Raw genomic sequence first — 23,186 nt, 5'->3', positions numbered from 1 at the left:
TTTAATAACAGAAAGTTGACGAAATGAAATCAGCTCAGGAAATGCAAGATTTTGCAAAACAATACAAACTCGGTCGCCATTTGCTCCCCATTTTGGGAAATTGGCTAGGAAATAAGCACTTCAAATTATTGGAACAGGCCTTGCTGGATGATGAGGAAGTTAAAATTTCATTTCTCATCCGTTTTCAATCAGCAGAATCCGCTTTAGACGAAGAGGGCAAAGAGCAGCCCAGCAAAATCAAATGGCGAACCACGCAAGGTTATTATGCCTTTGGTCTAACTAGCCTCAATCGCTTGATTTACGCACATTGGCAGCCTTTTAGACACACGAGCGAAAGTTTGATGTTCGACCGCTTAACAGATGTGAAAATTGCCACAAATTTATTCATGGGCTACGTCCACGTTGGCTCGATGAAAGAAGATTATTATCTTTATTACTTTTCAGGGGCCATCAAACGAATTGGAAAAATCCTTCAAACCGCAGCTATTGAGCATCGAATCATTGATTTTGCACCGGATGATGAGCTTGACGAAAGTGATGACGGAGAAAATGCTGACGACCCTGCAACAACCGATAATTTTGCTGATGACGAAGAAATTGAGCAGAATTTTTACTGACGGATTTCCTTTTTGAACTGAAAAGCCAGAGAATTTACTGACGGATTTCTTTTTTTGAAGAGGAAATCCTTTTTTTGTAGCCTTAATTTTCGTCAGCAAAAAAATCACTGTTTCGTCAGTGATTTCTCTATATTTTTACCTAAAACTTATAATTTTCAAAATAAACTTCCAGACTCCGTTTGTAAGAAGCTGCGGCGTTGGACAATAAATGACCGCGATGTTTGACCAAAATCAAACTATTGCCGTTGTCTCCGTCCATTGGCACGACGGTCACATTGTGCACACTCGCATCATCAATGAAGCCCAAACCAGTCGCATAAGCATCTGTCCGCTCCAAAATCCCGTTTAGACTGGCCCGGTCAGTCACATTGTAAATCAAAGTATTTTCAAAAGTCTCAACCAAATCCTCTGAGTAATACAAGAATTGTTCATTTTCCTGCGTAAACCGTACCCGGTCAAGTGGCTTCAAATCATTTGCCGAGATAGATTCTCGTTGAGCCAAAGGATGCCCCTTACGAATATAGATATGCGTTTGCGACAAGAAAATTTCTTCGTAATCCAGCTCCAACTTATTAAGCATCCGCAAAATTCCTGAGCGATTTTGCTTATTCAGATAAACCACGCCAAGCTCGCTGTGTCCTTGCGCTACTTCTTGCAAAATATTATAAGTCGTAGACTCAAAAATCCGAAAATTCTTGATTTCACGATTTTTTTTTCGCAAATTCTACCGCCACAGGTGCCAAGAAATCATAGTGCTGACTAGCAACAGAAAAAATCTTGTCTGATTCCTTCGGTTTAGAGTATTTTGACTCAAAAGATTCAAAATTTCGCAAAACCGTTTGCGCCTGCTCGTAAAAACGTTCTCCCTCAATCGTTAATGTAGCCCCCGTATTCGTACGCTCGAAAATCTGAAAACCAAGCTCTTGTTCCAAATCCTTAACAGCGATTGACATGGAAGGTTGGCTCACAAAAAGTTGCTCAGAAGCTTCTCGAAAAGTACCACTATTGGCGATTGCCACCACATAACGTAATTGTTTAATATTCATTTCATCAATCCTTCATATTGTATCAAAAAAAGTGTATAGCCTGATTATACACTTTTTTTCTTTTATTTTGTAGCATTGATGATAGCATCCGTATAAAGTGACAACTCCTTTTGTGACGCTGTTGGCCCACCAAAGAAATAAACTTTATCGTAGTCCATTGTCACAACATGACCCTCTTTAACAGCTTTAAGATTTTTCCAAGCTGGATTATTTTCTAAGGCTGCAAATTGCGCTTTATCTTTCTCAGCAAAATCAACAAAGAGATAATCAGCATCAAAAGCCGCTAAACTCTCTGCATTGACCTCAGCATAACCTGTTCCTTTAGACAATTCCGCCATCTTTTTCGATTGTTTAAAACCTAATCCTGTCGTCAAAGCTTGCCCGCCTCGCGCAAAATTATCACCAAAAGCATAAATCTTATCCCCTTGAAGCTCTAACAAAGAAATCGTATTTTCGCTTGGTTTTATATCAACTTTCTCCAACTTTGCTTTTTGAGCCGCTGCTGTTTTCTTGAAAGACTTCAAGAAATTCTCCTTCTCCGTTTCGCGATTGAGCAATTTTGCAAAATAATCCAAAGATTGGTTCATTCCTGAAAGTTTTTTATAATTCACAAGCACAGTTGGGGCAATTTTCTCATAATCTGCCACCTGATCCTTATCCACAGTGATGATTAAATCAGGGCTTTGCGCAATTAATTTTTCCAAATTAAATTTTGGCGCTCCCAAATCTATCATATTTTTCTTTTGATTTTTTGTCAAAAATGGATTAGGATAAGCCCACGAATCTGTCCCAACGACATTGCTACCAAGTGAAGCAACCTCATCAGGATAATTTTGCACAGCAATCCGCTTAGGATTAGCCGGCACCTTGACCTCCCCATTTAAAGCATGAAAAGTCACTGTTTTGTCATCAGAAGACGACTTTGAAGTGGAAGATGAACAAGCAGCTAAAGTCAATAAGGCCGCTCCTGCGATAAGAGTTGTGAGTACTTTTTTCATGTTTTCTCCTTAAGATGTGAGTTCAGTTGCCCAGAAACGACGAAACTTAGAAAAAATAGTGTGCTTGAAAAGATGCAAATTGCATTTTTTCTCTTTTTCATCAGTCTCTAGCCACTTGAACGCTGTTAAGTAACTTTGCCTTGGCAAATCACTGTTTTTAAGTTTAAAAGCTAAACTTTTTGAATGAGGTAAATATAATAAGGGGCGCCAATGAAGGCAACAACAAAGCCCAAAGGTAGACTTGACGGAGCGATAATCATCTGTGATACAAGGTCTGCAAAACATAGAATTATCATTCCAGAGAGTGCGGTTGCAAGCAATCTTCGTCGTGGTTTAAAACCCATGATTTCACGCGCAATATGTGGTGCAATCAAGCCCACAAAAGCCAATCCTCCAACCAGAAGAACACCTACAGCAGCAAAGAGCAAAGCTAGCAAATAAAGTTGAAGCTTCGTTTTTCTAACTTCCAAGCCGAGCGCTGTCGCCATCTCTTCTCCCAAAGTCAAAATCTCCAACTTTTTGAGAAAAAACGGTAAAACAGCCAATCCACCGAGCAATAACACCAAGCAAACTAGAAGGTAAGAACTTCCTGTTTGCCACACATCGCCCGACAACCAAACTGCAACCTTTTGAAAATCAAAAGCATTAACCGACAGTTGCCCTAAAGTAATCAACGCTTGAAAAAAAGCTGTAATCGCAATTCCCGTCAGAAGGACACGCACCGAGCTAACATTTTTTCGCAAAGCAAAGAGGTAAATCATTGCAAAAGCAACAAGCGCGCCAAGCAGAGCGAAAATAGGATAAGAAAAATTCCACATTCCTGTCAGATCAAAGCGATCCGCAATTAAAAGAAAAGCGACACTCCCCGCCGAAGCGCCTGACGTGATACCAATTGTGCCGCTATCTGCCAGTGGATTTTCAGTGATACTTTGGATGATAAATCCAGCAACGGATAAGGCCACACCAGCCGCTAAAACCGTCAATAAACGTGGCAATCGAAACTCAGGAATCAAAAGCGCTAAAATTTTTGCGTTCAGTGAGAACTGAGTCAAATTCATGATAATGAGCCAAATAAGAGCCAAGATCAATAAGGCAAAACGTTTTTTCATTTATTTCGCCTCCTTTGAAATCACCCAAAGAAAAAAGGGTGCACCAAGAAGCATTGTCACACTTCCTGCTGGAAATTCATAAGGTTTAAAAAGATTACGAGCAATCAAATCAGCACCAACAAGCAAAAACATTCCCACCAAAACCGATAAAAAAATGTTTTGCCAGAAGTTAGTCCGCGCGATTTTTTTGACGATATGCGGAGCAATCAGACCAACAAAACTCACCACCCCAACGGAAGCTACTGTCACACCCGAGGCTAAAGCGACCAAAGTCATAATCAACAAACGCACCTGATTGACCGACACACCAAGTGATCTTGCCAGTTCATCTCCAAAAACCAAAAGTCTGATTTGACTGGAAAAGATAAAAAGCAACAAAAGAAAAATTAAGCTAACAAGTGCCATTAACCACACTTTTACCTGAGTAATCCCTGAGAAAGAACCAACAATCCACCGAAAGTAAGCCTGAGTATCATGACTAGCAAAAGTCAAAGAACTTGCCAAACTCGTCGTAAAAAGTCCAACAGACGTGCCGACCAACACCACTTTGAGAGGTTGGAAATGAGTGCGCGCCGTCAATAGCATTACCAAACAAAGTGCCACAAAGGCACCAATTGCAGAGATAAGTACGGAAATCCCATCATTTGTCGATAAGCCCAACGTTAGCACAATTGATAAAGCAAGACTTGACCCACCAGAAATACCTAGCGTCGCCATTTCAGCGATAGGGTTACGCGTCATCAATTGAACCAGAAAACCACTAACAGCGAGCAAAAAACCCGTTAAATATAAGCTTAGGAGTCTTGGAAGGCGAAGTTGTGTGACCATCTTATTCGTAAAAAGCTGGTCTAGCGGAACATTTTGATTTCCCAACATCAGATAGAGTAGGGATAAAATGAGTAAAGAAAAAACGAGGCTTAACAAGACCGTCAAAAAACGTTTTTTAGGCATCTTTCACCCCAGTAATCATCAGACTTTTCGTAAAGGTATCACAGCCCAAAGTGACATCTAGGCCAAAGCAATCTTTCAAGGTTTTCTCGGTAAATAGTTCTTCTACTGTTCCCTGCCCCACAACTTGTCCATCTTTGACCAAAATAAGACAATCAGCAAAGCGAGCCGCTTGATTTAAATCATGAATTACATAAACGATTGTTTTATGCCGCTTGGTCGCCAAATCTTTGAGCAAACACAAGATATCTAACTGATGTGCCAAGTCCAAATAAGTGGTCGGTTCATCAAGCAAAATAATTTCGCTGTCTTGCGCCAAAATCATGGTAATAAAAACGCGCTGCCTTTGCCCACCTGAAAGTTCTGAAACCTTACTGTCTTTGATTTCCCACACAGAAGTTTCTTTCATCAGTAGTTCTACAAAAAGTTCATCTTTTTTTGATAAATGTTGTTGCATTAACTTTTGGTGAGGAAAACGCCCCAGACTGACTAATTCCAAAACCGTAATGTCCTCTGGTGCTGTGATGCCTTGAGGAAGAAGGGCTAAGATGCGAGCAATTTCACGATTGGTAAATTTTGTTAATTTTTGATTATCAAAAATTACCTCTCCTTCTATCTTAATCAAACGACCTAGTGCTTTTAAAATTGTTGATTTTCCAGAACCATTGACTCCAATAATCGCTGTCGTTTTTCCTTTTTCAATCGACAACGTTACGTTTTTCAATACCTGCTCTTTTCCATAAGACACATTGATATTTTTCGCACCAAAATACATCGTTTTCTTTCCTTTTTATGACTGCTGGTTGATAGCTAAATAGCTCATTAACCGTTGTCCCCAAAGTTTCTGCCAATTTGAAAGCTAGTAGTAATTCTGGGTCATACTTATCATTTTCAATAGCGTTGATTGTTTGCCTTGAAACATGAGCAATATGGGCAATGTCTTCTTGTGATAGATGTTTTTGACGACGCAATTCACGGATTCTATTTTCCATAATTATCCCTTCTAGTTGAGCTGAGAAAAATCATTTTCTCCCTCTTTTTCGTTAATTTTTAAATTTTATTTTTTTATAAATCATTTTTTGTAAAAAGTTTTTTACACTCCCTATTATGCCATTTTCCGGTCATTTTTGCAAGACAACAAAAAGCAGATTACTCTGCTTTCAGTGTGTAGACAAATTTAGTCTGCTCTATTTCACTTAAAGAAAAATGTTTCACGTCATCTTGACTATGGTAAGGAAATTTTTGGCTCTATTTTTAACGAAAAGGATTGAAAAATCGACCTTGATTGACAAAGAAAAGGGCAATCACTGTTAAAACGCCTAAAATTGCGATAAAGATTACAAAATAATCTTTTGCCTGCAATGGTTGATAGCTGTACCAGCTTCTTTTTTTCTTTTTACCAAATCGTCGGAGTTCCATTGCCGTTGAAATGCTATCAATTTGCTCCAAGCTTGAAAAAATGAGAGGGAGCAAAAGTTGTACGTTCAGCTTAATTCGTAAAAACAAGTTGACCTTTTTAGATAAATCCATTCCTCGAGCCTCTTGCGCATTACGAATTGCTATAAACTTTTCTTGCATATCTGGAATATAGCGCAAGGCCAGTGAAACAGAATATGAAGAACGATAAGGTAAGCCAATCTTATTCAGACTGCTTGCAAATTGGCTAGGATTTGTGGTCAAAATGAATAAAAGAGCAAGAGGAATCGTACAGAGATATTTAAGAACGAGATTGAAAAGATAGAAGAGCTCTTCACTACTCAATGGCCCAACCAACATCGTTTGAGAGCCATAAAGTCGTACACCATAACCAGCATCGAAAATAAAAACAAACAACAGGTTAAGTAGTGCAAAGAGAGCTGCAAATTGGGCTACCCGTTTAACTGAGGCAAACGGAATTTTTGAAAAACGGAATAAAATAAGTGAGAAAATAGCAACAAAAGCAAGGTATCTGGTGTCATAAGTAATCATGCTACTGATGGATATCAAAAGAAAAAACAAAAGTTTTGCTGTGGCATTTATTTCATAAATAACACCTGTTCCGGCCTTGAATCCCAAGACTTTAAGTTGATTATTCATGGACTGTCCTTTCTTTAGATTGATAGTTGATAAAAGCAGTTGTCAGCGCTATTGGATCAATAGCAGTCTGTTTTGCAAGCTCATACAGACTCGGTTGGGTGAGATTGCCGCTCATCACAAACTTCTCATTTTTAAGAATTTCGTAAGGTGTATCATCGGCGAGAATTGTTCCATCTGCAAAAACAAGCGTGCGATTGGTATATTCTGTGATGAGATACATATCGTGTGTAATCATAATCATGGTCAGATGGAGTTTTTGGTTCAGTTCATCCAAAAAATCCATGATTTCACGGTAGGATGTCAAATCTTGAGCAGCTGTCGGCTCATCTAGGAGTAAAATTTCTGGCTCTAAAATTAAAATGCTAGCAATGGTCACTCTTTTTTTCTGACCATAACTTAAAGAGCTGATGGGCCAATTTCTAAAGGGATAAAGTCCACAGACTTTCAGAATTTTTTCGACCTTTTCGCTGATGATTTCTTCGCTTATCCCACGCAAGCGAAGTCCTGAGGCGACTTCGTCACTGACGATATTTTGTGAAATCATCAGATTTGGATTTTGCATGATATAGCCAATTTTGGCAGCACGTTCTGAAATACTATCTGCTTTTATAGATTTTTGCCGGTAAAAAATCTCCCCCTCAGCCTCGACAAAATGACAGAGGGCATTGGCAAAGGTTGATTTTCCTACTCCGTTTTTACCGACAATCGAAATTTTTTCTCCCTGTTGAATTTTGAGGTCAATATTCTTTAAAACTTCACGCTGATCAAATTTGACCGTCAGATTTTGTACTGATAGAAGTTCATTTTCACTGGCAGCGACCATTGGTGTTTGATATTGCTTAGAAAAATTAAGAAGAGCTTGCTGGACTCCTTGATGATCTAAACTTTGGATATCAGAGAAATCGGTCAATGAATTAGCGCAATTCACGGCTTTGAGCGCCGAGAGATAAAGGGGTTCACGCAAACTGTTTTCTTCAAAAACAGTGGTGCGTAAAAGCTCATCTGGACTACCGATTGCCACAATCTCCCCCTCATTTACCACAACAATCTTGTCAATTCCTAAGCTGAGGACTTCTTCAATTCGATGTTCAATAACAATTGTTGTTACTTTATTTTCGGCATGAATTTTTTTGATTAGCTGCATGGTGTCCTTGCAGGTTTGGGGATCAAGATTGGCAAGAGGTTCATCAAAAAGCAAAATTGGAGATTCGTCAATCAAGACGCCCGCTAGAGAAACACGCTGCTTTTGCCCTCCTGATAAATCTTGTGGCCGTTGGGCCAAGAGCTTCTTGCTTTCAGTGACTTCTGCCCAATAATTCACAGCTGTGACCATGTCGGCTGGCTCTTTTCCATCATTTTCAAGCGCAAAAGCGATGTCTTCTGCCACAGTAAGCCCTATAAATTGGCCATCCGTATCTTGTAAAATCGTTGAAACTTTAGTTGATAACTCTGAAATCGAGCTTCCAAAGGGGAGACCATCAATAGATAAATGACCGCTCGCTTCGCCTTTATACAGGTGGGGTAAAATGCCGTTGAGGCACTGTCCAATTGTGGATTTGCCAGAGCCTGAAGGTCCGACAATGAGGACTTTTTCGCCAGCAAAAATATCTAAATTTATGTTTTTTAGTGTTGGATTTTTTTGTAAATCGTATTTGAATGTAAAATCTTTGAATGAGATGAGTGGTTCCATTTTTTTCCTTATGTTGAAGCTTTTTTTATTTCAGAATTATTCTAAAAAACACATCTGATAGTAACGCAAAAGCAGCAAATAATTGCTGCTTTTATTTTAGCATATCTTTGCTCTAAATGGATTTATTCTTTATCCAATGAGCCTGATTTTGTGCGTGTTGCGGCATAAAGTTTGAGCAATAAAGTTCCAGCGACCGCAATTGTCACGGCATTGACTAGGCCAGCAACAACCCCTTGAGTGAAAACTTTGTTGGCTGGTTCACTATAGACCAAAACATCTCCAATCGGAGCGATAATTCCCCAAACAACAAGGTTTGCAATGAGTTGGACGGCATTAAAACGAATCATTTCTTTATTTCCAAAAATTCCTTGGGTCAAACGAGCTCGATTGACACCAAATCCAAGAAAAAGCCCCATCAAGCCTGAGCCTAAAACCCAAGTCCACCAAGGAGAACCGTACAAAAACGAGTCTTTCAGGGCGTGACCAATAAAGCCAATCAAAAAACCAGCGAGCGGGCCAAATAAGGCTGAAAAAAGTGCTAAAACCGCATATTGAAGTTGAATGCTGGTGTTTGGGATAGGGGTCGGAATATTGATTAACCATCCAATAATGACAAAGAGCGCTGCACCAATTCCTGTGGCGACAACAACTTTTACAGAATTATTTTTCATTTTTTCTCTTTTCTAGCGACTCAATCACTTTAAATTTTAGTTTTTAAAATTAACGGTGTGAAACACGTTTAGCTAAGAAATCGCCAATGAGCTGGACTAACAGGACAAAGATAAGAATCAAAATTGTCGCAAACCAAGTCACATCATTAGCAAAGCGGTTGTAGCCGTATGATATAGCTGTGTTTCCTAAACCACCGGCACCGATAGCTCCAGCCATTGCGGTCAGACCAATCAAAGAAATCAAAGTGACAGTTGAAACACGAATCAAACTTGATAATTCTTCACGTAGATAGACGGTGAAGACAATGTCCAAGAAGTCTGCACCAACGGTTTGAGCGGCTTCAACTTTGCCGTGATCTACTGATTCTAGTGAGGCTTGAACTTGGCGAGCATAAAATGGAGCGACACCAAGTGACAAAGGGACGAGGGCTGCGGTCACACCGATTTGCGTACCAACCAAAATTTTGGTGAAAGGAGCAATCGCTGCAAGCAAGATGATAAAGGGAAAAGCACGACCAATGGAGACAATTTTGTCCAAAATCCAGAAGATTGGGCGATTTGGTGTGATGCCATCTTCGGCAGTCACAACAACTCCAATACCAAAAATCAAGCCTAAAAGACCTCCAACAATTGCTGAAATGAGGGTCATATAGAAGGTTTGGAAGATTGCTGTTCCCCAGCCTGTCTCACCTCCCCAACCAAGATATACCACGTTTGGAAATGTATGTGCAAACCATGCTATCATTATTTCACCGCCTTTCCGATTTTACCTAAAACTTCATATTGTAAATGGCGTTCTGCCAAGTAAGCTTTGGCTGCTTGCCGATGTTCTGTGGTTCCTTTAATGGTCAAAACGAGTGATCCAAAAGGTTGTCCTTGTAAAAGCTCAACGTTACCATAGAAAATATTCGTGGTCACGTCAAATTTTTTGGTAATGTCTGAAACAACAGGGTCAGCAAGTTCTGTGCCTGAATAGTCTAAGTGGATCAATTCTTCGTCGTCTTCTAGTTGTGCTAATAAATCTGTCTTCGAAAGTCCTGCAATGAAGCGGTTGACTGAGCTAGTCGTCTCGATAAATTGTTTAGTCAGGACTTCTTTAGGTTGGGCAAAAATATCAATGAGGCTATTTTGCTCAATGATTTCCCCATTTTGCATGACAGCAACTTTATTGGCAATCTCTTTGACGACTTGCATTTCATGGGTAATCAAAACCACAGTGATTCCTAGTTTTTCGTGTAAAGATTTGAGTAAATCAAGAATTTGATTGGTTGTTTTTGGATCAAGTGCCGATGTGCCTTCATCAGAAATCAAAATTTCTGGGTCATTTGCCAAGGCGCGTGCGATAGCAACCCGTTGTTTTTGTCCGCCTGAAAGTTGGGCAGGATATTTGTCGGCGAGGTCAGCCAAGTCTACCAAAGTCAAGAGATGATTGACTTTTTCAGCTTTTTCTTGCTTGGTCAGATAACGTTTTTTGCCGTTTTCCTCTTGGGTTTGCGTGTGTTGAAGAGCGAAAACAACATTTTCAAAAACGGTTTTTTCACTCAAAAGGTTGAAATGTTGAAAAATCATTCCAATTTTTTGACGAAATTCGCGGAGTTTTTGACCAGTGAATTGAACAGGATTTTCGCTGTCAAAAATAACTTCTCCGTTGACTACGATTTGCCCCGTTGTTGGTTTTTGAAGGAGGTTGATGGTGCGTACAAGTGTTGATTTCCCAGCACCTGAGTAGCCAATCACTCCGTAAATATCTCCTTTTTCAATATGCAATGTGGCATCTTTGACTGCTGTAATCAGCCGTCCTTTCTGGTGAAATTGCACAGAAAGATTGTTTAATTCAATAATTGCTGTCATATTTTATTTCCTTTATTTTTTTCTTCTCTGTCAATACTGACAAAATTTCCGTCAGTAATTTCTCTGAGAAAAATGATTTTCGTCAGTATTTTCTCTGGGAGTTTTGTTAGCATTGACAGAGAATCTCGCAATGGCGAGAACTCTGGTTTATAATTTTAGATTCCATGCGGGCAATTCGCCTGCGTCTGGATATTCTTTTTTGATGAGCGCTGAAATGTTGGCTTGCTCATAGGCTTTGACAACTTTTTTGTAAGTTTTGTTATTTTTGTCTGCTTTATTGGCGGCAATGAAATTGATCCATTGCGCAGAATCAGCGTTCAAAGGTTCAGCAAAAATTGAGGCATGAGCGGGAATTTTCGCCGAAATTGCAAAATTATAGTTGATGACTGAAGCCGCAACGGAACTGAGTGCACGCGCTGTTTGCGACGCATCAAGTTCTTTGACTTGCAGTTTTTTCGGATTGGCTACGATATCTTTGACTGTCGCCAAAGCACCGCGCGAAGTGTCAAGCTTAATCAAACCAGCATTTTTCAGCAGATAAAGCGCCCGACTTTCGTTGGTCACGTCGCTCGGAATCGCAATTGTACTTCCGTCAGGAATATCCGCCACTTTTTTGTATTTTGTCGAATATAAATGAATCGGTGTAATTATTGTATCACCAATGGACACAATATTTCCATTATTAACTTTATTCCATGATTTTAAATATGCATAATGTTGGAAAGCATTGAGGTCAATTTCGTGATTAACTAGCGCTTTATTGGGCTGATCTCCATCTGTGAAATTCACAAATTTTATCGTGATTCCATATTGATCTTTAGCATTTTTTTGAACTTGCTTCCAGATGATGTCTTCTTGTTTTCCCCCAGGCATCAGGCCCAATTTGACCGTATTGCTGGCTGCTGATTTTTTCGCCCCTTCCTGTCTTGAGACGAAAAGACCAACTGCCCCACCAACGATGACCAAAAGTGCAAGTCCCACAATGATTTTTCGAACTTTAGGATTCATCATTGTCTCCTTTTATCATTTTCTTCGACTTTTTTACTGACGAAATTTACGTCAGCATTTTTTCTGGCTCAAAGCATTTACGTCAGCAATTTCTCTTGCTCACAACTTCAAGTTCCATGCTGGAATTTCTCCGCCATCTGGATATTGAACTTTCATTTCTTTGGCTGTGGCTTTTGTGGCATAAGCTTTGGCGACTTCTTTGAAAGTTTTGTTGTTTTTTTGCTTACTTGTTGTGGCAATGAAGTTGATGTATTGCGCAGAGGCTTTGTTCAAAGGCTCCATGAAGATTGATTCTGATTTTGGCAAGCTGGCAGCTGTGGCATAATTGTAATTGACCACAGAAATAGCTACTGAATCAAGAGCACGTGGCGTTTGGCTAGCGTCCACTTCTTTGACTTTCAATTGGTGCGGATTTTCCGTAATATCCGTCAAGCTGACCAATTTGCTGACGTCTGTCGTGTTCAATTTGAGCAGACCAGCACTTTGTAAAACAAACAAAGCTCGGCTTTCATTTGAAGGATCGTTTGGAATAGCTACGGTTGAACCTGCTTTTAAATCAGCCAATTTTGTGAGTTGCTTCGAATAAATATGCATTGGCGTAATGAACGTATTTCCAACCGATACAATATCACTCTTATGCGCTTTATTCCATGTTTCAACGTAATTATAAGATTGGAAAGCATTCACATCAATATCGCCAGAAAGTAGGGCCTCATTGGGCTGATTATAATCCGTGAAATAAACAAATTTGAGCTTCAAATCATATTTTGCTTTGGCTGTGGCCGCCACAGTTTTCCAGATGCTTTGTTCTTGTTTATTACCGCTCATAATCCCTACGGTAACCGTTTTTTGCGTTGCTGCTTGGTTTGATTTGCCTTTATGATTTAGTGCGAAGAAACCACCCACCGCTACAATGACGACAACAATAATTGCAATAAGTAAATTCCGATTCCTAGGATTCATCTTTTTTCCTACTTTCCGTATTTTTTATACAACATTTTTGCTACTTAGGGCAAAAGTCCCTAAAACTAGGGACTTTTGTTTAAAATTTTACATGCTTATTTCAAATCCAAACCCCAAGCTGGGATTTTGCTTTTATCTGGATAAGCTTTTTCAATTGCTTTTTTCGTTGCGCTTGTTTCATAAGCTTTCACAACGTCTTTGTAAACTTTATTGTTGACATCTTTTTTGTTGGCAACGATAATGTTAATCCACTGTTGGCTATCTTTGTTGACAGGCTCAGTGAAAATCGCTTCTTTTGCAGTTAAATTAGCCGTTGTTGCAAAGTCATCATTGATGACAGCGCCAGCGACAGAATCAAGTGCGCGTGGTGTTTGAGCTGCATCAAGTTCTTTGATATTCAAGTTTTTTGGATTTGAGCTAATATCTTTAACCGTAGCCAATGTGCTTCCAGAAACATCCAGTTTGATCAAACCAGCTGCTTTCAACACGTAAAGTGAGCGGCTTTCATTTGACGCATCATTTGGTACTGCAATGGTATCACCATCTTTGATCTGATCCAAAGAAGTTAATTTTTTTGAATAAAGACGAATTGGTGAAATAACTGTGTCCCCAATCGCTGTCAAAGTTCCTTTGTTTGCTTTATTCCAAGCGTTCAAGAAAGCATAATGTTGGAAAGCATTCAAGTCAATTTCGCCATTTTTAAGGGCTGTATTTGGTTGTGTGTAATCTGTAAAATGCGTGAATTTCAAAGTGATACCATATTTGTCTTTCGCTGTTTTAGCCACAGTGTTCCAAATTGTATCATCTTCTTTTGTTCCAGTCATCACACCAATTTTGACTGTTTTATCAGCGCTTGTCGCCGTTTTGTTCGTTGATTTATGGCTCAAGCCAAAGAAAGCAGCAACCGCAATGATGACAACAACAACGGCAGCAATCAAAATATTTCGATTTCTTGGATTCATGTTTTTTCTCCCTTGATAATGCCTCGCACTATCATTTCCTATAATAAATTCTTATTTTCAAGAGCAACTGACCCTGCAGTTGTCAGCTTCTCTCCTACAAATCTCGTTAAGCAAAAGCAATCCACTGAATAAAAATAGCCCATTTCTAAATAAGAAACGAGCTAAATCGTGGTACCATTCTTGATTCCAGCACTTTGTCACTCACAAGCTGAATATTCGGTTGAACAACGGAAGTTCCCAACATTCATTTACTCGTAAAGCCAAACCATCACTGGAACAAAGGCAACTTTCAAGTTCAATAACGAGAACCAACCGTCGAAAATTTAGTATAAAACCTCATCTCCGCTGCGAAAATCAAGCCATTTTCACGATTTCCATTGTGCCTGTTTTCACCACCACAAGCTCTCTGTACCAATTTTCATCATTACTCACTCGATCGCATTTGCTATCCGAATTTGTCTATAAAGTAATTTTACCAAACTTTATAGACTTTTGAATTACGGATTTTTTATGTTGCCTTAAATATTTTTTAAGTTTAAAAAAAGAAAAGAAAAAAACAATAAAAATCTTAGAAAAAGTGATTTTTATTGTTTTTTCACCTCTTATATTTCAAGTTAAACAACCACTGTTATTCCACTGTAATCTATAACATAATAATTAAAAAGTTTTCCAGAGCGCTTTTCCGCAAAAAATATGCTAAACTTAAAAAGTAACCAAAACATTTGCACAATGGGTCTATTAACCAGGCAGTTAGCCAGTTAATAGCGAGAAATACCATCTGACCTGATCTGGGTAATGCCAGCGTAGGAATGTGTCAAGACAATTGTCTAATCTCAAACCCCTCCTTTTGTGCGCATCAAAAAGGAGTTTTTTTGACTTTTCGTCAGTATTTTCTCTACTGACAAAAAAGTTAAAAGCTCTAGGAGGAACTTATGTCTAATTCTAAATTCAACATCCGCCTACTGACGGAAATTGCTTTCATGGCAGCACTCGCCTTCGTGATCAGCCTGATTCCCAACACGGTTTATGGCTGGATTATCATTGAGATTGCCTGTATTCCGATTTTGCTTTTAAGCTTGCGGCGAGGCCTCGCGGCTGGAGCGTTCGGTGGCTTAATCTGGGGAATTTTAGCCCTTATTACTGGTCATGCTTATATTTTGACGCTCACTCAAGCCGGACTGGAATATCTTATTGCTCCAGTTTGCCTTGGATTAGCGGGACTTTTCGCTCAAAAAACTACAAAGCTCAAACTTTTTCCTGTCCTCAGCGGAATCTTCATCGCTGTTCTGGTCAAATATTTTTTCCATTTTTTGGCAGGGATTATTTTTTGGAGCCAGTACGCTTGGAAAGGCTGGGGAGCCGTTGCTTATTCTCTTGCTGTCAATGGAATCAGTGGCATCTTGACCGCAGTCGCAGCCGGTATCATCTTGAGTATTTTCGTCAAAAAATTTCCTAAAATCTTTCAAACAAAATAAATTGCGTCAGCATTTTCTCGAGCAAAAAATCTAGGAAACTTGTCAGCATCAGCAAAATCTTCTATAATAAAACTATGGCAAAAAAGCAAAAATTAAAGAAAACCCTTGTTGATCAAATTCTAGACAAAGCTAAAATTGAACACAGCAGTCTTGCAATCAATGCGCTAGAAGAAGGCGGATTACCCTTAAACATTGAACGCAGCGACATTTACAAAACGCTGGCGCTCATTGGCGACAAGACTGGCCCCATCATCGGCATTTTGCCTCTGACCGAACACCTCTCTGAAAAAAAATTGGCGAAAGTTTCCGGCAATAAAAAAGTCAGCATGATTCCGCAAAAAGACTTGCAAAAAACAACCGGCTATGTTCACGGCGCCAATAATCCTGTCGGCATCTGGCAGAACAAAAAATTTCCTATTTTTATTGATAATATCGCTCTTGAACACGATCTTATCATCTGCTCCGCAGGCGAAATCGGACGGAGTATCCAGATAGCACCACGCCTGTTAGGTGATTTTGTTCACGCCCAATTTGTTGAGATTCGCGAAATAAACTAAAAACATTACTGACCAAATTACTGACGGATTTAAGAAATCAATTTCGTCAGCATTTTCTCTATTCCCAAGAGCTTTTTTTAGCTCTTTTTTATTAAAAACACTCGGAAATTTGCAAAAAAAATAAATTTTTAGTATATTTTATTTCAACTATAAAATAAAGGAAAAACGAAATGAAAACTCAAACCCTCACTATCATTGCTCTTGGCACGGCAATTATTGCTGCCCTCTCGCCCTTAGCGATTCCTATTGGTATCGTCCCTGTCACTCTCCAAACCCTAGCCATTGGGCTTGTCGCCACTGTTCTCAAGCCTCGCGAGACTTTTCTTTCGATTCTCCTTTATCTCCTCCTTGGCTTCATTGGCCTGCCGGTCTTCACTGGAGGTGCTTCTGGGATTGCTGTTCTTTTTGGGCCAACTGGAGGTTTTCTGGTTGCTTTTCTCCTCATGGGAACCTTTATTTCTTGGGCGCTCCACAAAGTTCATTATAGCCCTCTGCCCGCTTTGATAATCAATATCATTGGTCACCTCCTCATGCTGGTTATTGGCACGATGTGGCTCAAATATTTCACCCAAGTAGACTGGACAATTGCTCTGAAACTTGGCTTTACACCGTTCATCATCGTTGAGATTGTCAAAGCCATTCTCGTCACAGTCTTTGGTCTAGCCCTGATTCGTGCCCTCTCACACACCAACAAATACTTTACAAACTAGCCCAAAACCGCTACAATTAAGCTATGTTTACAAAAGTTCTCATGGCGCTTTATCCTTTTATCACGTTTATTGCGCTCGTTTTCATCTTCAAATTTTTTCGGCTCCGTCGTTTGACGAATCGAAAATTGAAAATTCCAGACGTTTTGACCCTTTTTCTCATCTTAGGTATCCATCTTTTTTCTAAAAATATAACCAGCATTAGCATTTTGCCCTACTATATCCTCATCATTTCTGGCTTAGCACTGACCTTGCTGCTGCTTGATTTATTTTATTACAAACGGTTCACCTATCGCAGATTTCTCAAACTCTGGTGGCGCCTAACATTTATCATTACCCTGATCATCTATATTGTTCTCACCGTGATGATTTTTGTCTAAAAAATACTCCTGAAATCAGGAGTATTTTTTAATTCTTATTTATTTCCCAGCTCTTTCAAAAGCACAGCAAATTCCTCATCAGACAAAGTGATTCCCTTGCCCATTTTTTCGTGATCTGGTGACCAAGTGCGCAAATCATACTTCGGCTCAGCGTCATTCCAAGACACCCGGTTCAACTCTTTACGCCAACCTTTAGCATTCTCCGAAAGCACAATCAATTCTTCGATAATTTCAAATTTTAATTTATCAGCCATCTTTTTCTCCTTCACTTTTATATACGAAAAAATATTTACTTTGTCACAAATCAACCAGTTGAATATCCACACCAACCGCAGTTAATTTTTCAATAATATGATCATAACCACGCAAAATGAACTCAATATTCGTAATTTCCGTTTTACCCTGTGCAATCACACCAGCAGTTACTAAAGCTGCACCGGCTCGCAAATCCGTAGCTTTTACTTGATTACCTGTCAACTCATTTGGGGCTTCATAAATAATACGATCTTCCAAGACAGAAATATCGGCTCCCATACGTGCTAATTCTGGCACATGATTCACTCGTTTTTCATAGATCGTATCAACAATCCAACCACGACCCTTTGTTTGCAACAAAAGCGGTGTGATTGGCTGTTGTAAATCTGTCGCAAATCCAGGATAAGGCACCGTAGTGATATTTACCGCTTTAAGATTTTCTGACTTGTGAACTTCAATACTATCCTCACGAATCGTCATCCGCACACCCATCTCTTCCAACTTAGCAATGAAAGATTCCAAATGTTCATAGATGATATTCTCAATCACCACACCATCTCCCATTGCCGCAGCAAGTGCCAAATAAGTCCCTGCCTCAATGCGGTCTGGAATAACGGTATGTTGCGCGCCATGCATCGTATCTGTTCCAAGGATACGGATTGTATCTGTTCCCGCTCCTCGAACTTGAGCGCCCATATTATTAAGTAAAGTCGCCACATCAATGATTTCTGGCTCGCGCGCCGCATTCTCAATCACAGTCAATCCCTTAGCACGACTGGCTGCAAGCATGGTATTGATTGTTGCTCCCACCGATACCATATCCATATAAATCGTCGTTCCGACCAAATGATCGCCAATGACTTCCAAATGCTCCGCTTCTTCTTGTTGAAGTTTTCTTGCTCCCAAAGCTTTAAAAGCTTTATCATGCAAATCCGTTGGACGCGGCCCCAAATCACATCCGCCAGGTAACCCAACTGTCGCCTGACCAAAGCGTCCCAAAAGCGCACCATTGAAATAATAAGATGCCCGTAACGAATTGATTTTACCATAAGGCAAAGGACGTGAAACGACAGACCGTGTATCAATGACAAGCCGTCCTTCTTCACGATGTCGCTCAACTTTTGCCCCCATGATTTCCATGATTTCAATCAAGCTTTCCACATCAGAAATATCTGGAACACCTTCCAAAGTCACCACATCATTTGCCAAGATGGTTGCTGGAATCAGTGCAACCACTGAATTTTTCGCTCCAGAAATGGTTATTTTTCCCGAGATTCGCTTTCCGCCGTTAATTACTATTTTTTTCATTTTTTCATTACTTTTCAATTTTTTTCATGCAAGTGTAATTGCACCGCCCTTTATTTTATCAATTTTCAGGTCTTTTGACAAACTTCTTTATCAAAAAAGTGAAATAAATCCTATAAAAAAGCAATTTTTGAAGTTTTTCCCCTAAAATCAAACATCTGCTCTCGATATTTGAGCAAAAAAAAGACGCCGGAGCGCCTCTTTCTTATTCAAAGACAAACTGATTATGATAGAGTTCCGAGTAGAATCCACCTTGTGCAACAAGCTCATGGTGATTTCCTTCTTCGATAACTTCACCATCTTTAAGGACAACAATCTTATCTGCATTAAGAATTGTTTTCAAACGGTGGGCAATAACAAATGAAGTACGACCAGCAATAGCCGCTTCCATCGCCCATTGGATTTGTTGCTCAGTCACCGTATCCACATTTGAAGTTGCTTCGTCCAAAATCAAAAGTTCTGGATTCGTCAAAATCGTCCGTGCGATAGAGATTTGTTGTTTTTGACCCACTGAGAAGACAGATTCATCATCAGAAACGTGTGTGTTATAACCTTCTGGCAAGCTTTCAATAAACTCATGAATATGCGTTGTTTTTGCGACTGTTTCAATTTCTTCTTGCGTCGCATTGGGTTTACCAAACTTGATGTTGTCGGCAATCGTTCCATCAAAGAGGACGGACTCTTGCAAAACAATCCCTACGTTTGAGCGAAGGCTATCCAAATCAAATTCACGAATATCTGTACCGTCAAACTTAATCGCACCACCATTGACGTCGTAAAAACGATTCATCAAGTTCATGACAGTGGTTTTACCAGAACCAGTAGGACCAACAAGGGCAACCATTTGACCTTTTTTCACGTCAATATTAACATTCTTAAGGATTGGTTTTCCTGGCAGATACTCAAAGTCAAGGTTTTCAATTTGAATGCCTTGATTGATTGTTTCAAATTTCTTACCATTTTCAGGACGTACTTCTTCAGGCTCATCAAACATAACATTCAAGCGAGTCGCCCCAGTAATAGCAAGTTGAAGTTGACCAAAGTTTGATGAAATTTGCATGATTGGGTTGTAGTAACTTTGAACGTATTGAACAAAGGCAACCAAGAGCCCTAAACCTGTGGCGATTGACATCTTGTCATCATTAAGCACATAAGCTGTACCACCAAAGATAACAATGGCGATTGACAAGAGTTGGAAACCATTCATCAGTGGGAAAATCATACCAGACCATGCTTGCGCAGCAAAAGTACGTTTTTTCACGCTTTCGTTATGGCTCAAGAAACCATTGATTGAATCTTCTTGCAAACCTTCAACGATAATCGCTTTTTGGCCTGAAATTTTCTCATCCATGTAGGCATTAAGCTGCGAAACTTCTTCTTGTTGGGCATCTGTGGCTTTTTTCGATTGACGAATAATGATAATCGCAGACAAAATCGCAACTGGTGAAGCAGCAACCGTCAACCAAGCAAAAGTGATATCTTTATTGAAAATTTGGATAATCACACCGACAAAGACAGCGGCATTAGAAACGACGGAAACAAGGGCTTGGTTCAAGGTATTTTGAATGTTATCCAAGTCGGAAGTAAAACGAGCAAGGATGTCACCATCTTGATGACGGTCAAAATATGAAATAGTCAAACGTTCAAGTTTACCAAACAAACCTTTACGCATACGGTTTGTTGAATGCGCTACGATACGGCTAAAGAGCAATGTATAAAGCAACATTGATACACCAGTTGCGACGTAAACCGCAAGCAATTGCCACATTCCATTCATGAAGGTTGCTGTGCTTGCAGGTTTTGCTGCTGCAACGGCTCTAGCTTGATCAAGCGTCATCCCAGCTAATTGATTAAATTTGTCAGCCGAGAGGTGCATACTGCTGGCTGTTTGATGGGCCATTTGGAAAATTTCTGACATCTTTGTTGAGCCTGGCAAATGCGCTTGGTTAATCAAAGGCGCAAAACCTTCCAGCATTTTCTTGGTGCCGGCTGCGGCTTGATGAGTGAAGAACTCTCCAACATATTTACTCAGGTTTGTAATGGCATCTCCCAAAAGTGAAGGTGCGATAACTTGTAGCCAAGTTGCCAAGATGATGAAAATCATGATGACAAAGAATTGGAGTTTATATTTTTTCAGATAGAGGTAGAAAAAGCGAATGGCACGTGTGGTGTCAGACATTTTCTTTGTTGTTTTTGTATTTTCCATGTCTTAATCCTCCTGTGCTTTCTGTGTGGCGTAGATTTCTTGATAAATCGCGTTGTTTTCGACTAACTCTTGGTGAGTCCCTTGACCGACTAATTTTCCTTGGTCAAGCACGAGGATGTTATCCGCATGGACAACTGATGAAATCTTTTGAGCGATGATGATGGTTGTGGTATCTTTAAGGTCTTTGTTAAGCGCTTCTTGAACCAATTTTTCTGATTTGGCATCGAGTGCTGAGGTTGAGTCATCAAGAATCAAGACGTTGGGATTTTTTACAACACCACGTGTAATAGACAGACGTTGTTTTTGACCACCAGAGAAGTTATTTCCACGTTCTTCGACTTCAGATTCGTACTGACCGTCTTTAGTAGTGATAAATTCTGCGGCTTGGGCAATGCGTGCTGCACGAGTCATTTCTTCTTCGGTTGCATCAGCTTTACCTTGTTTGATATTTCCAGCGATTGTTCCTGAGAACAAAATAGCTTTTTGCAAGACAATAGAGATGTTTTGTTTCAAAGTGCCACGGCTGACTGTTTTGAGGTCTTTGCCACCGACTGAAACCGAACCTTCTGTTGGGTCAAACAGACGAGGAATAAGTTGAGCAAGCGTTGATTTACCAGCACCTGTCGCTCCAACGATACCAACCATTTGTCCGGGTTGAATCTCAAAGCTAATGTCTTTGAGCGTTGCTTCTTCATCATTAGGATAGCTAAATGAAACATGGTCAAATTTGACTGAACCTGAGAGAACTTCGTCTTGGGCATTCTCATCAAATTTCATGGCTGGATCAGTATTTAAAACTTCATTGATCCGACCGATTGACACCATACCACGTGAAGCAAACATGGAAATCATCCCACCCATGATAATAGCAAACATAATCATTCCCATGTAGGTCATGAATGTGGCAATTCCGCCGATGCTATCTTGTGCGACCGTTGGTGAATCAGTTACATAGGTTGAAACGAAATAAATCGCCAGCCAGATTGCGCCTTGGGCGATGACTGTAAAGAGGGGAATCATAGCTGAGAAGAGTTTCCCAACTGCCCAGTTGTGATCATAGAGTTCATCAGAGGTGTCATCAAAATCTTTGATTTGATTTTGTTCTTGAACGAAAGATTTAACGACACGTGCGCCACGCAAGTTTTGTTTAGCAATAGCATTGATACGATCCATCAATTTTTGGAAGGCCATGAAGTGAGGGCCCATGCGTCCCATCAAAAGTGCTGTCACAAGAAGAATGGCAACAATCAAAATCAGGGTAATCCACCAAAGTTTTGGCATTGTTGTGATTGAGAGAACCACAGCACCAATGAGGAGGACAGGGATTCGCATCAAAATTTGGAAAACCATCATCATCAAGTTTTGAATTTGAGTGACGTCGTTGGTCATACGGACAACGAGGTTTCCGGCATTGAATTTTTCGACATTTTCATAAGAAAATGAGTTGATTTTTTTGTAAGTTGCTTCACGGACATCAGCACCAATTTCTTGGGCAATGCGTGCTGCTGACAGGGTACTGAAAATGGCAAAGATAATCCCAATTCCCGCAACAACGAGCAATTGAACACCGTAGCCTGATACTTTGTCTGCCATCTCATGACGGCTATAAGTAGTAGAGGACATCACGGTCATGATGTGTTTCATGATTTGTGGCTGATAGAGTTGAACTCCGGCATAAATGAATGTTGAAATGATTGAAAAAAGTGCAATCCATTTATGTTTCATGATTGATTTGAAAATCATAAAATTCCTTTCTAAGTCTTAAATGTAAATTTTGTTTACATTCGTTAGTTTTTGATTTAATTAAGTGATAAATCATTAAGCAAATTATTATAACATTATTTTTTTAGTAAACAAGTAGTATTTACTAACACTGTTAAACATTATGGTTAGTTTTCTTTTGAACAAACTAATTAAAACAAGCTAATCTTTTTTACTGTCAAGCCCCTCTTTTTGAGCTTTGATATTTTCAATAATTTGATCAACTTTGGCCCATGATTCAAAGGCTAACTGTAATTTTTCCCGACCAAGTTTGGTCAAACAATAGTATTTGCGGCGACCGCCTTGGCTTTCATCACCCCAATATGAACTGATGATTCCGTCTTTTTCTAAGCGATGAAAGGTGGTGTAGAGTGTCGCTTCGTTGATTTCAAAAGCGCCATTTGAAGCATCTCGCACTTGCTTGATAATGCCATATACATAGTTGTCACCGGCTTCAAGAATGTTCAGCACAATCACATTGGTCTGCGCACGCAACATTTCCTTGGGTATTTCTGCCATTATTTGTCCTTTCTCTTATTTTTAACAAAGTATATTGTACTTCATATTACTATGTAAGTCAAGGTACTTGATTAAATTTAAT

The 23,186-nt window shown here is 39.7% G+C and carries 23 protein-coding genes, 1 pseudogene and 1 riboswitch; of the genes and pseudogenes, 5 read left to right on the top strand and 19 right to left on the bottom strand.

The features are described 5' to 3' along the window. Positions 1-23 precede the first annotated feature (23 nt). Positions 24-617: a hypothetical protein gene (locus EQJ87_RS10000; protein WP_130124445.1), complete on the top strand. Its 594-nt coding sequence runs from the start codon at positions 24-26 to the stop codon at positions 615-617. A gap of 139 nt (positions 618-756) precedes the next feature. Here the strand turns inward: EQJ87_RS10000 and EQJ87_RS09995 are convergent. The 14 genes and pseudogenes from EQJ87_RS09995 to EQJ87_RS09930 all read right to left on the bottom strand — a co-directional run bounded on the left by EQJ87_RS09995 (position 757) and on the right by EQJ87_RS09930 (position 13,939). After that, positions 757-1,663 (bottom strand): annotated as a pseudogene (locus EQJ87_RS09995) (LysR family transcriptional regulator). 62 nt (positions 1,664-1,725) lie between these two features. After that, a complete protein-coding gene (locus EQJ87_RS09990) occupies positions 1,726-2,661 on the bottom strand; it encodes an iron-hydroxamate ABC transporter substrate-binding protein (RefSeq protein ID WP_130124444.1) in 936 nt (311 codons plus the stop codon). 170 nt (positions 2,662-2,831) lie between these two features. Continuing rightward, complete coding sequence (locus tag EQJ87_RS09985; protein WP_130124443.1) at positions 2,832-3,770, bottom strand: FecCD family ABC transporter permease; 939 nt, start codon at positions 3,768-3,770, stop codon at positions 2,832-2,834. Then, entirely contained in the window at positions 3,771-4,721 is a 951-nt protein-coding gene (locus EQJ87_RS09980) for an iron ABC transporter permease (protein WP_130124442.1), read from the bottom strand. It abuts the gene before it with no gap. Further along, complete coding sequence (locus tag EQJ87_RS09975; protein ID WP_130124441.1) at positions 4,714-5,493, bottom strand: ABC transporter ATP-binding protein; 780 nt, start codon at positions 5,491-5,493, stop codon at positions 4,714-4,716. Before EQJ87_RS09975 ends, EQJ87_RS09980 begins: the two co-directional genes overlap by 8 nt. Beyond that, complete coding sequence (locus tag EQJ87_RS09970; RefSeq protein ID WP_130124440.1) at positions 5,417-5,710, bottom strand: helix-turn-helix transcriptional regulator; 294 nt, start codon at positions 5,708-5,710, stop codon at positions 5,417-5,419. The genes EQJ87_RS09975 and EQJ87_RS09970 overlap by 77 nt, the downstream gene beginning before the upstream one ends. A gap of 262 nt (positions 5,711-5,972) precedes the next feature. Continuing rightward, positions 5,973-6,794, bottom strand: a complete 822-nt coding sequence (locus tag EQJ87_RS09965) for an energy-coupling factor transporter transmembrane component T family protein (protein WP_130124439.1) — start codon at positions 6,792-6,794, stop codon at positions 5,973-5,975. Continuing rightward, positions 6,787-8,484 carry an ABC transporter ATP-binding protein gene (locus tag EQJ87_RS09960; protein WP_130124438.1) on the bottom strand — a complete coding sequence of 566 codons (1,698 nt, stop codon included), beginning with the start codon at positions 8,482-8,484 and terminating at the stop codon, positions 6,787-6,789. The genes EQJ87_RS09965 and EQJ87_RS09960 overlap by 8 nt, the downstream gene beginning before the upstream one ends. A 122-nt stretch (positions 8,485-8,606) precedes the next feature. Then, a complete protein-coding gene (locus tag EQJ87_RS09955) occupies positions 8,607-9,155 on the bottom strand; it encodes an ECF-type riboflavin transporter substrate-binding protein (protein WP_130124437.1) in 549 nt (182 codons plus the stop codon). A gap of 49 nt (positions 9,156-9,204) precedes the next feature. Beyond that, the gene (locus EQJ87_RS09950) at positions 9,205-9,900 is read right to left on the bottom strand and encodes a methionine ABC transporter permease (protein WP_130124436.1); all 696 of its coding nucleotides are present in this window, start codon (positions 9,898-9,900) and stop codon (positions 9,205-9,207) included. Continuing rightward, on the bottom strand, positions 9,900-11,006 hold the full coding sequence (locus EQJ87_RS09945; RefSeq protein ID WP_130124435.1) for a methionine ABC transporter ATP-binding protein: 1,107 nt from the start codon (positions 11,004-11,006) through the stop codon (positions 9,900-9,902). The genes EQJ87_RS09950 and EQJ87_RS09945 overlap by 1 nt, the downstream gene beginning before the upstream one ends. A 147-nt stretch (positions 11,007-11,153) precedes the next feature. Continuing rightward, positions 11,154-12,014: a MetQ/NlpA family ABC transporter substrate-binding protein gene (locus EQJ87_RS09940; RefSeq protein ID WP_130124434.1), complete on the bottom strand. Its 861-nt coding sequence runs from the start codon at positions 12,012-12,014 to the stop codon at positions 11,154-11,156. Positions 12,015-12,113: 99 nt separating this feature from the next. Then, positions 12,114-12,977, bottom strand: a complete 864-nt coding sequence (locus tag EQJ87_RS09935; RefSeq protein ID WP_130124433.1) for a MetQ/NlpA family ABC transporter substrate-binding protein — start codon at positions 12,975-12,977, stop codon at positions 12,114-12,116. Positions 12,978-13,072: 95 nt separating this feature from the next. Then, positions 13,073-13,939 carry a MetQ/NlpA family ABC transporter substrate-binding protein gene (locus tag EQJ87_RS09930; protein WP_130124432.1) on the bottom strand — a complete coding sequence of 289 codons (867 nt, stop codon included), beginning with the start codon at positions 13,937-13,939 and terminating at the stop codon, positions 13,073-13,075. A 719-nt stretch (positions 13,940-14,658) separates the two neighbouring features. Then, positions 14,659-14,766: riboswitch (TPP riboswitch) on the top strand. A 105-nt stretch (positions 14,767-14,871) separates the two neighbouring features. Between EQJ87_RS09930 and thiT the strand changes: the two genes are divergently transcribed. The 4 genes from thiT to EQJ87_RS09910 all read left to right on the top strand — a co-directional run bounded on the left by thiT (position 14,872) and on the right by EQJ87_RS09910 (position 17,058). Further along, positions 14,872-15,414 (top strand): energy-coupled thiamine transporter ThiT, encoded by a 543-nt coding sequence (gene thiT / locus EQJ87_RS09925; protein WP_130124431.1) that lies wholly within the window; start codon positions 14,872-14,874, stop codon positions 15,412-15,414. Between the two features lie 74 nt (positions 15,415-15,488). Beyond that, the gene (locus EQJ87_RS09920; protein WP_130124430.1) at positions 15,489-15,971 is read left to right on the top strand and encodes an aminoacyl-tRNA deacylase; all 483 of its coding nucleotides are present in this window, start codon (positions 15,489-15,491) and stop codon (positions 15,969-15,971) included. Between the two features lie 170 nt (positions 15,972-16,141). Then, complete coding sequence (locus tag EQJ87_RS09915) at positions 16,142-16,681, top strand: biotin transporter BioY (RefSeq protein ID WP_130124429.1); 540 nt, start codon at positions 16,142-16,144, stop codon at positions 16,679-16,681. A gap of 23 nt (positions 16,682-16,704) precedes the next feature. Then, on the top strand, positions 16,705-17,058 hold the full coding sequence (locus tag EQJ87_RS09910; protein WP_190289074.1) for a DUF3397 domain-containing protein: 354 nt from the start codon (positions 16,705-16,707) through the stop codon (positions 17,056-17,058). A 35-nt stretch (positions 17,059-17,093) separates the two neighbouring features. Here EQJ87_RS09910 and EQJ87_RS09905 read toward each other — a convergent pair whose 3' ends face one another. The 5 genes from EQJ87_RS09905 to EQJ87_RS09885 form a co-directional block, all read right to left on the bottom strand. After that, positions 17,094-17,312: a YdbC family protein gene (locus EQJ87_RS09905; protein WP_130124428.1), complete on the bottom strand. Its 219-nt coding sequence runs from the start codon at positions 17,310-17,312 to the stop codon at positions 17,094-17,096. A 43-nt stretch (positions 17,313-17,355) separates the two neighbouring features. Beyond that, the gene (locus EQJ87_RS09900; protein WP_130124427.1) at positions 17,356-18,621 is read right to left on the bottom strand and encodes a UDP-N-acetylglucosamine 1-carboxyvinyltransferase; all 1,266 of its coding nucleotides are present in this window, start codon (positions 18,619-18,621) and stop codon (positions 17,356-17,358) included. Between the two features lie 202 nt (positions 18,622-18,823). Continuing rightward, complete coding sequence (locus EQJ87_RS09895) at positions 18,824-20,797, bottom strand: ABC transporter ATP-binding protein (protein WP_458351483.1); 1,974 nt, start codon at positions 20,795-20,797, stop codon at positions 18,824-18,826. A 30-nt stretch (positions 20,798-20,827) separates the two neighbouring features. Continuing rightward, positions 20,828-22,549 (bottom strand): multidrug efflux ABC transporter LmrCD subunit C, encoded by a 1,722-nt coding sequence (gene lmrC / locus EQJ87_RS09890; protein ID WP_130124425.1) that lies wholly within the window; start codon positions 22,547-22,549, stop codon positions 20,828-20,830. Positions 22,550-22,747: 198 nt separating this feature from the next. Beyond that, positions 22,748-23,104 carry a PadR family transcriptional regulator gene (locus EQJ87_RS09885; RefSeq protein WP_130124424.1) on the bottom strand — a complete coding sequence of 119 codons (357 nt, stop codon included), beginning with the start codon at positions 23,102-23,104 and terminating at the stop codon, positions 22,748-22,750. Positions 23,105-23,186: the final 82 nt, after the last annotated feature.

This window comes from Lactococcus sp. S-13 (genome assembly GCF_004210295.1).
Classification (GTDB): domain Bacteria; phylum Bacillota; class Bacilli; order Lactobacillales; family Streptococcaceae; genus Lactococcus.
The sequence above is the reverse complement of the archived record's forward strand: the minus strand, read 5'-3'. Positions and strand labels throughout refer to the sequence as shown.

Coding starts and splice junctions, on each gene's coding strand:
- EQJ87_RS09920 (WP_130124430.1), top strand. CDS start 15,489: ATGGCAAAAAAGCAAAAATTAAAGAAAACCCTTGTTGATCAAATTCTA.
- EQJ87_RS09975 (WP_130124441.1), bottom strand. CDS start 5,493: ATGTATTTTGGTGCGAAAAATATCAATGTGTCTTATGGAAAAGAGCAG.
- EQJ87_RS09885 (WP_130124424.1), bottom strand. CDS start 23,104: ATGGCAGAAATACCCAAGGAAATGTTGCGTGCGCAGACCAATGTGATT.
- EQJ87_RS09905 (WP_130124428.1), bottom strand. CDS start 17,312: ATGGCTGATAAATTAAAATTTGAAATTATCGAAGAATTGATTGTGCTT.
- EQJ87_RS09915 (WP_130124429.1), top strand. CDS start 16,142: ATGAAAACTCAAACCCTCACTATCATTGCTCTTGGCACGGCAATTATT.
- lmrC (WP_130124425.1), bottom strand. CDS start 22,549: ATGAAACATAAATGGATTGCACTTTTTTCAATCATTTCAACATTCATT.
- EQJ87_RS09985 (WP_130124443.1), bottom strand. CDS start 3,770: ATGAAAAAACGTTTTGCCTTATTGATCTTGGCTCTTATTTGGCTCATT.
- EQJ87_RS09945 (WP_130124435.1), bottom strand. CDS start 11,006: ATGACAGCAATTATTGAATTAAACAATCTTTCTGTGCAATTTCACCAG.
- EQJ87_RS09900 (WP_130124427.1), bottom strand. CDS start 18,621: ATGAAAAAAATAGTAATTAACGGCGGAAAGCGAATCTCGGGAAAAATA.
- EQJ87_RS09990 (WP_130124444.1), bottom strand. CDS start 2,661: ATGAAAAAAGTACTCACAACTCTTATCGCAGGAGCGGCCTTATTGACT.
- EQJ87_RS10000 (WP_130124445.1), top strand. CDS start 24: ATGAAATCAGCTCAGGAAATGCAAGATTTTGCAAAACAATACAAACTC.
- EQJ87_RS09980 (WP_130124442.1), bottom strand. CDS start 4,721: ATGCCTAAAAAACGTTTTTTGACGGTCTTGTTAAGCCTCGTTTTTTCT.
- thiT (WP_130124431.1), top strand. CDS start 14,872: ATGTCTAATTCTAAATTCAACATCCGCCTACTGACGGAAATTGCTTTC.
- EQJ87_RS09910 (WP_190289074.1), top strand. CDS start 16,705: ATGTTTACAAAAGTTCTCATGGCGCTTTATCCTTTTATCACGTTTATT.
- EQJ87_RS09930 (WP_130124432.1), bottom strand. CDS start 13,939: ATGAATCCAAGAAATCGAAATATTTTGATTGCTGCCGTTGTTGTTGTC.
- EQJ87_RS09960 (WP_130124438.1), bottom strand. CDS start 8,484: ATGGAACCACTCATCTCATTCAAAGATTTTACATTCAAATACGATTTA.
- EQJ87_RS09950 (WP_130124436.1), bottom strand. CDS start 9,900: ATGATAGCATGGTTTGCACATACATTTCCAAACGTGGTATATCTTGGT.
- EQJ87_RS09955 (WP_130124437.1), bottom strand. CDS start 9,155: ATGAAAAATAATTCTGTAAAAGTTGTTGTCGCCACAGGAATTGGTGCA.
- EQJ87_RS09935 (WP_130124433.1), bottom strand. CDS start 12,977: ATGAATCCTAGGAATCGGAATTTACTTATTGCAATTATTGTTGTCGTC.
- EQJ87_RS09965 (WP_130124439.1), bottom strand. CDS start 6,794: ATGAATAATCAACTTAAAGTCTTGGGATTCAAGGCCGGAACAGGTGTT.
- EQJ87_RS09970 (WP_130124440.1), bottom strand. CDS start 5,710: ATGGAAAATAGAATCCGTGAATTGCGTCGTCAAAAACATCTATCACAA.
- EQJ87_RS09940 (WP_130124434.1), bottom strand. CDS start 12,014: ATGAATCCTAAAGTTCGAAAAATCATTGTGGGACTTGCACTTTTGGTC.
- EQJ87_RS09895 (WP_458351483.1), bottom strand. CDS start 20,797: ATGTCTGACACCACACGTGCCATTCGCTTTTTCTACCTCTATCTGAAA.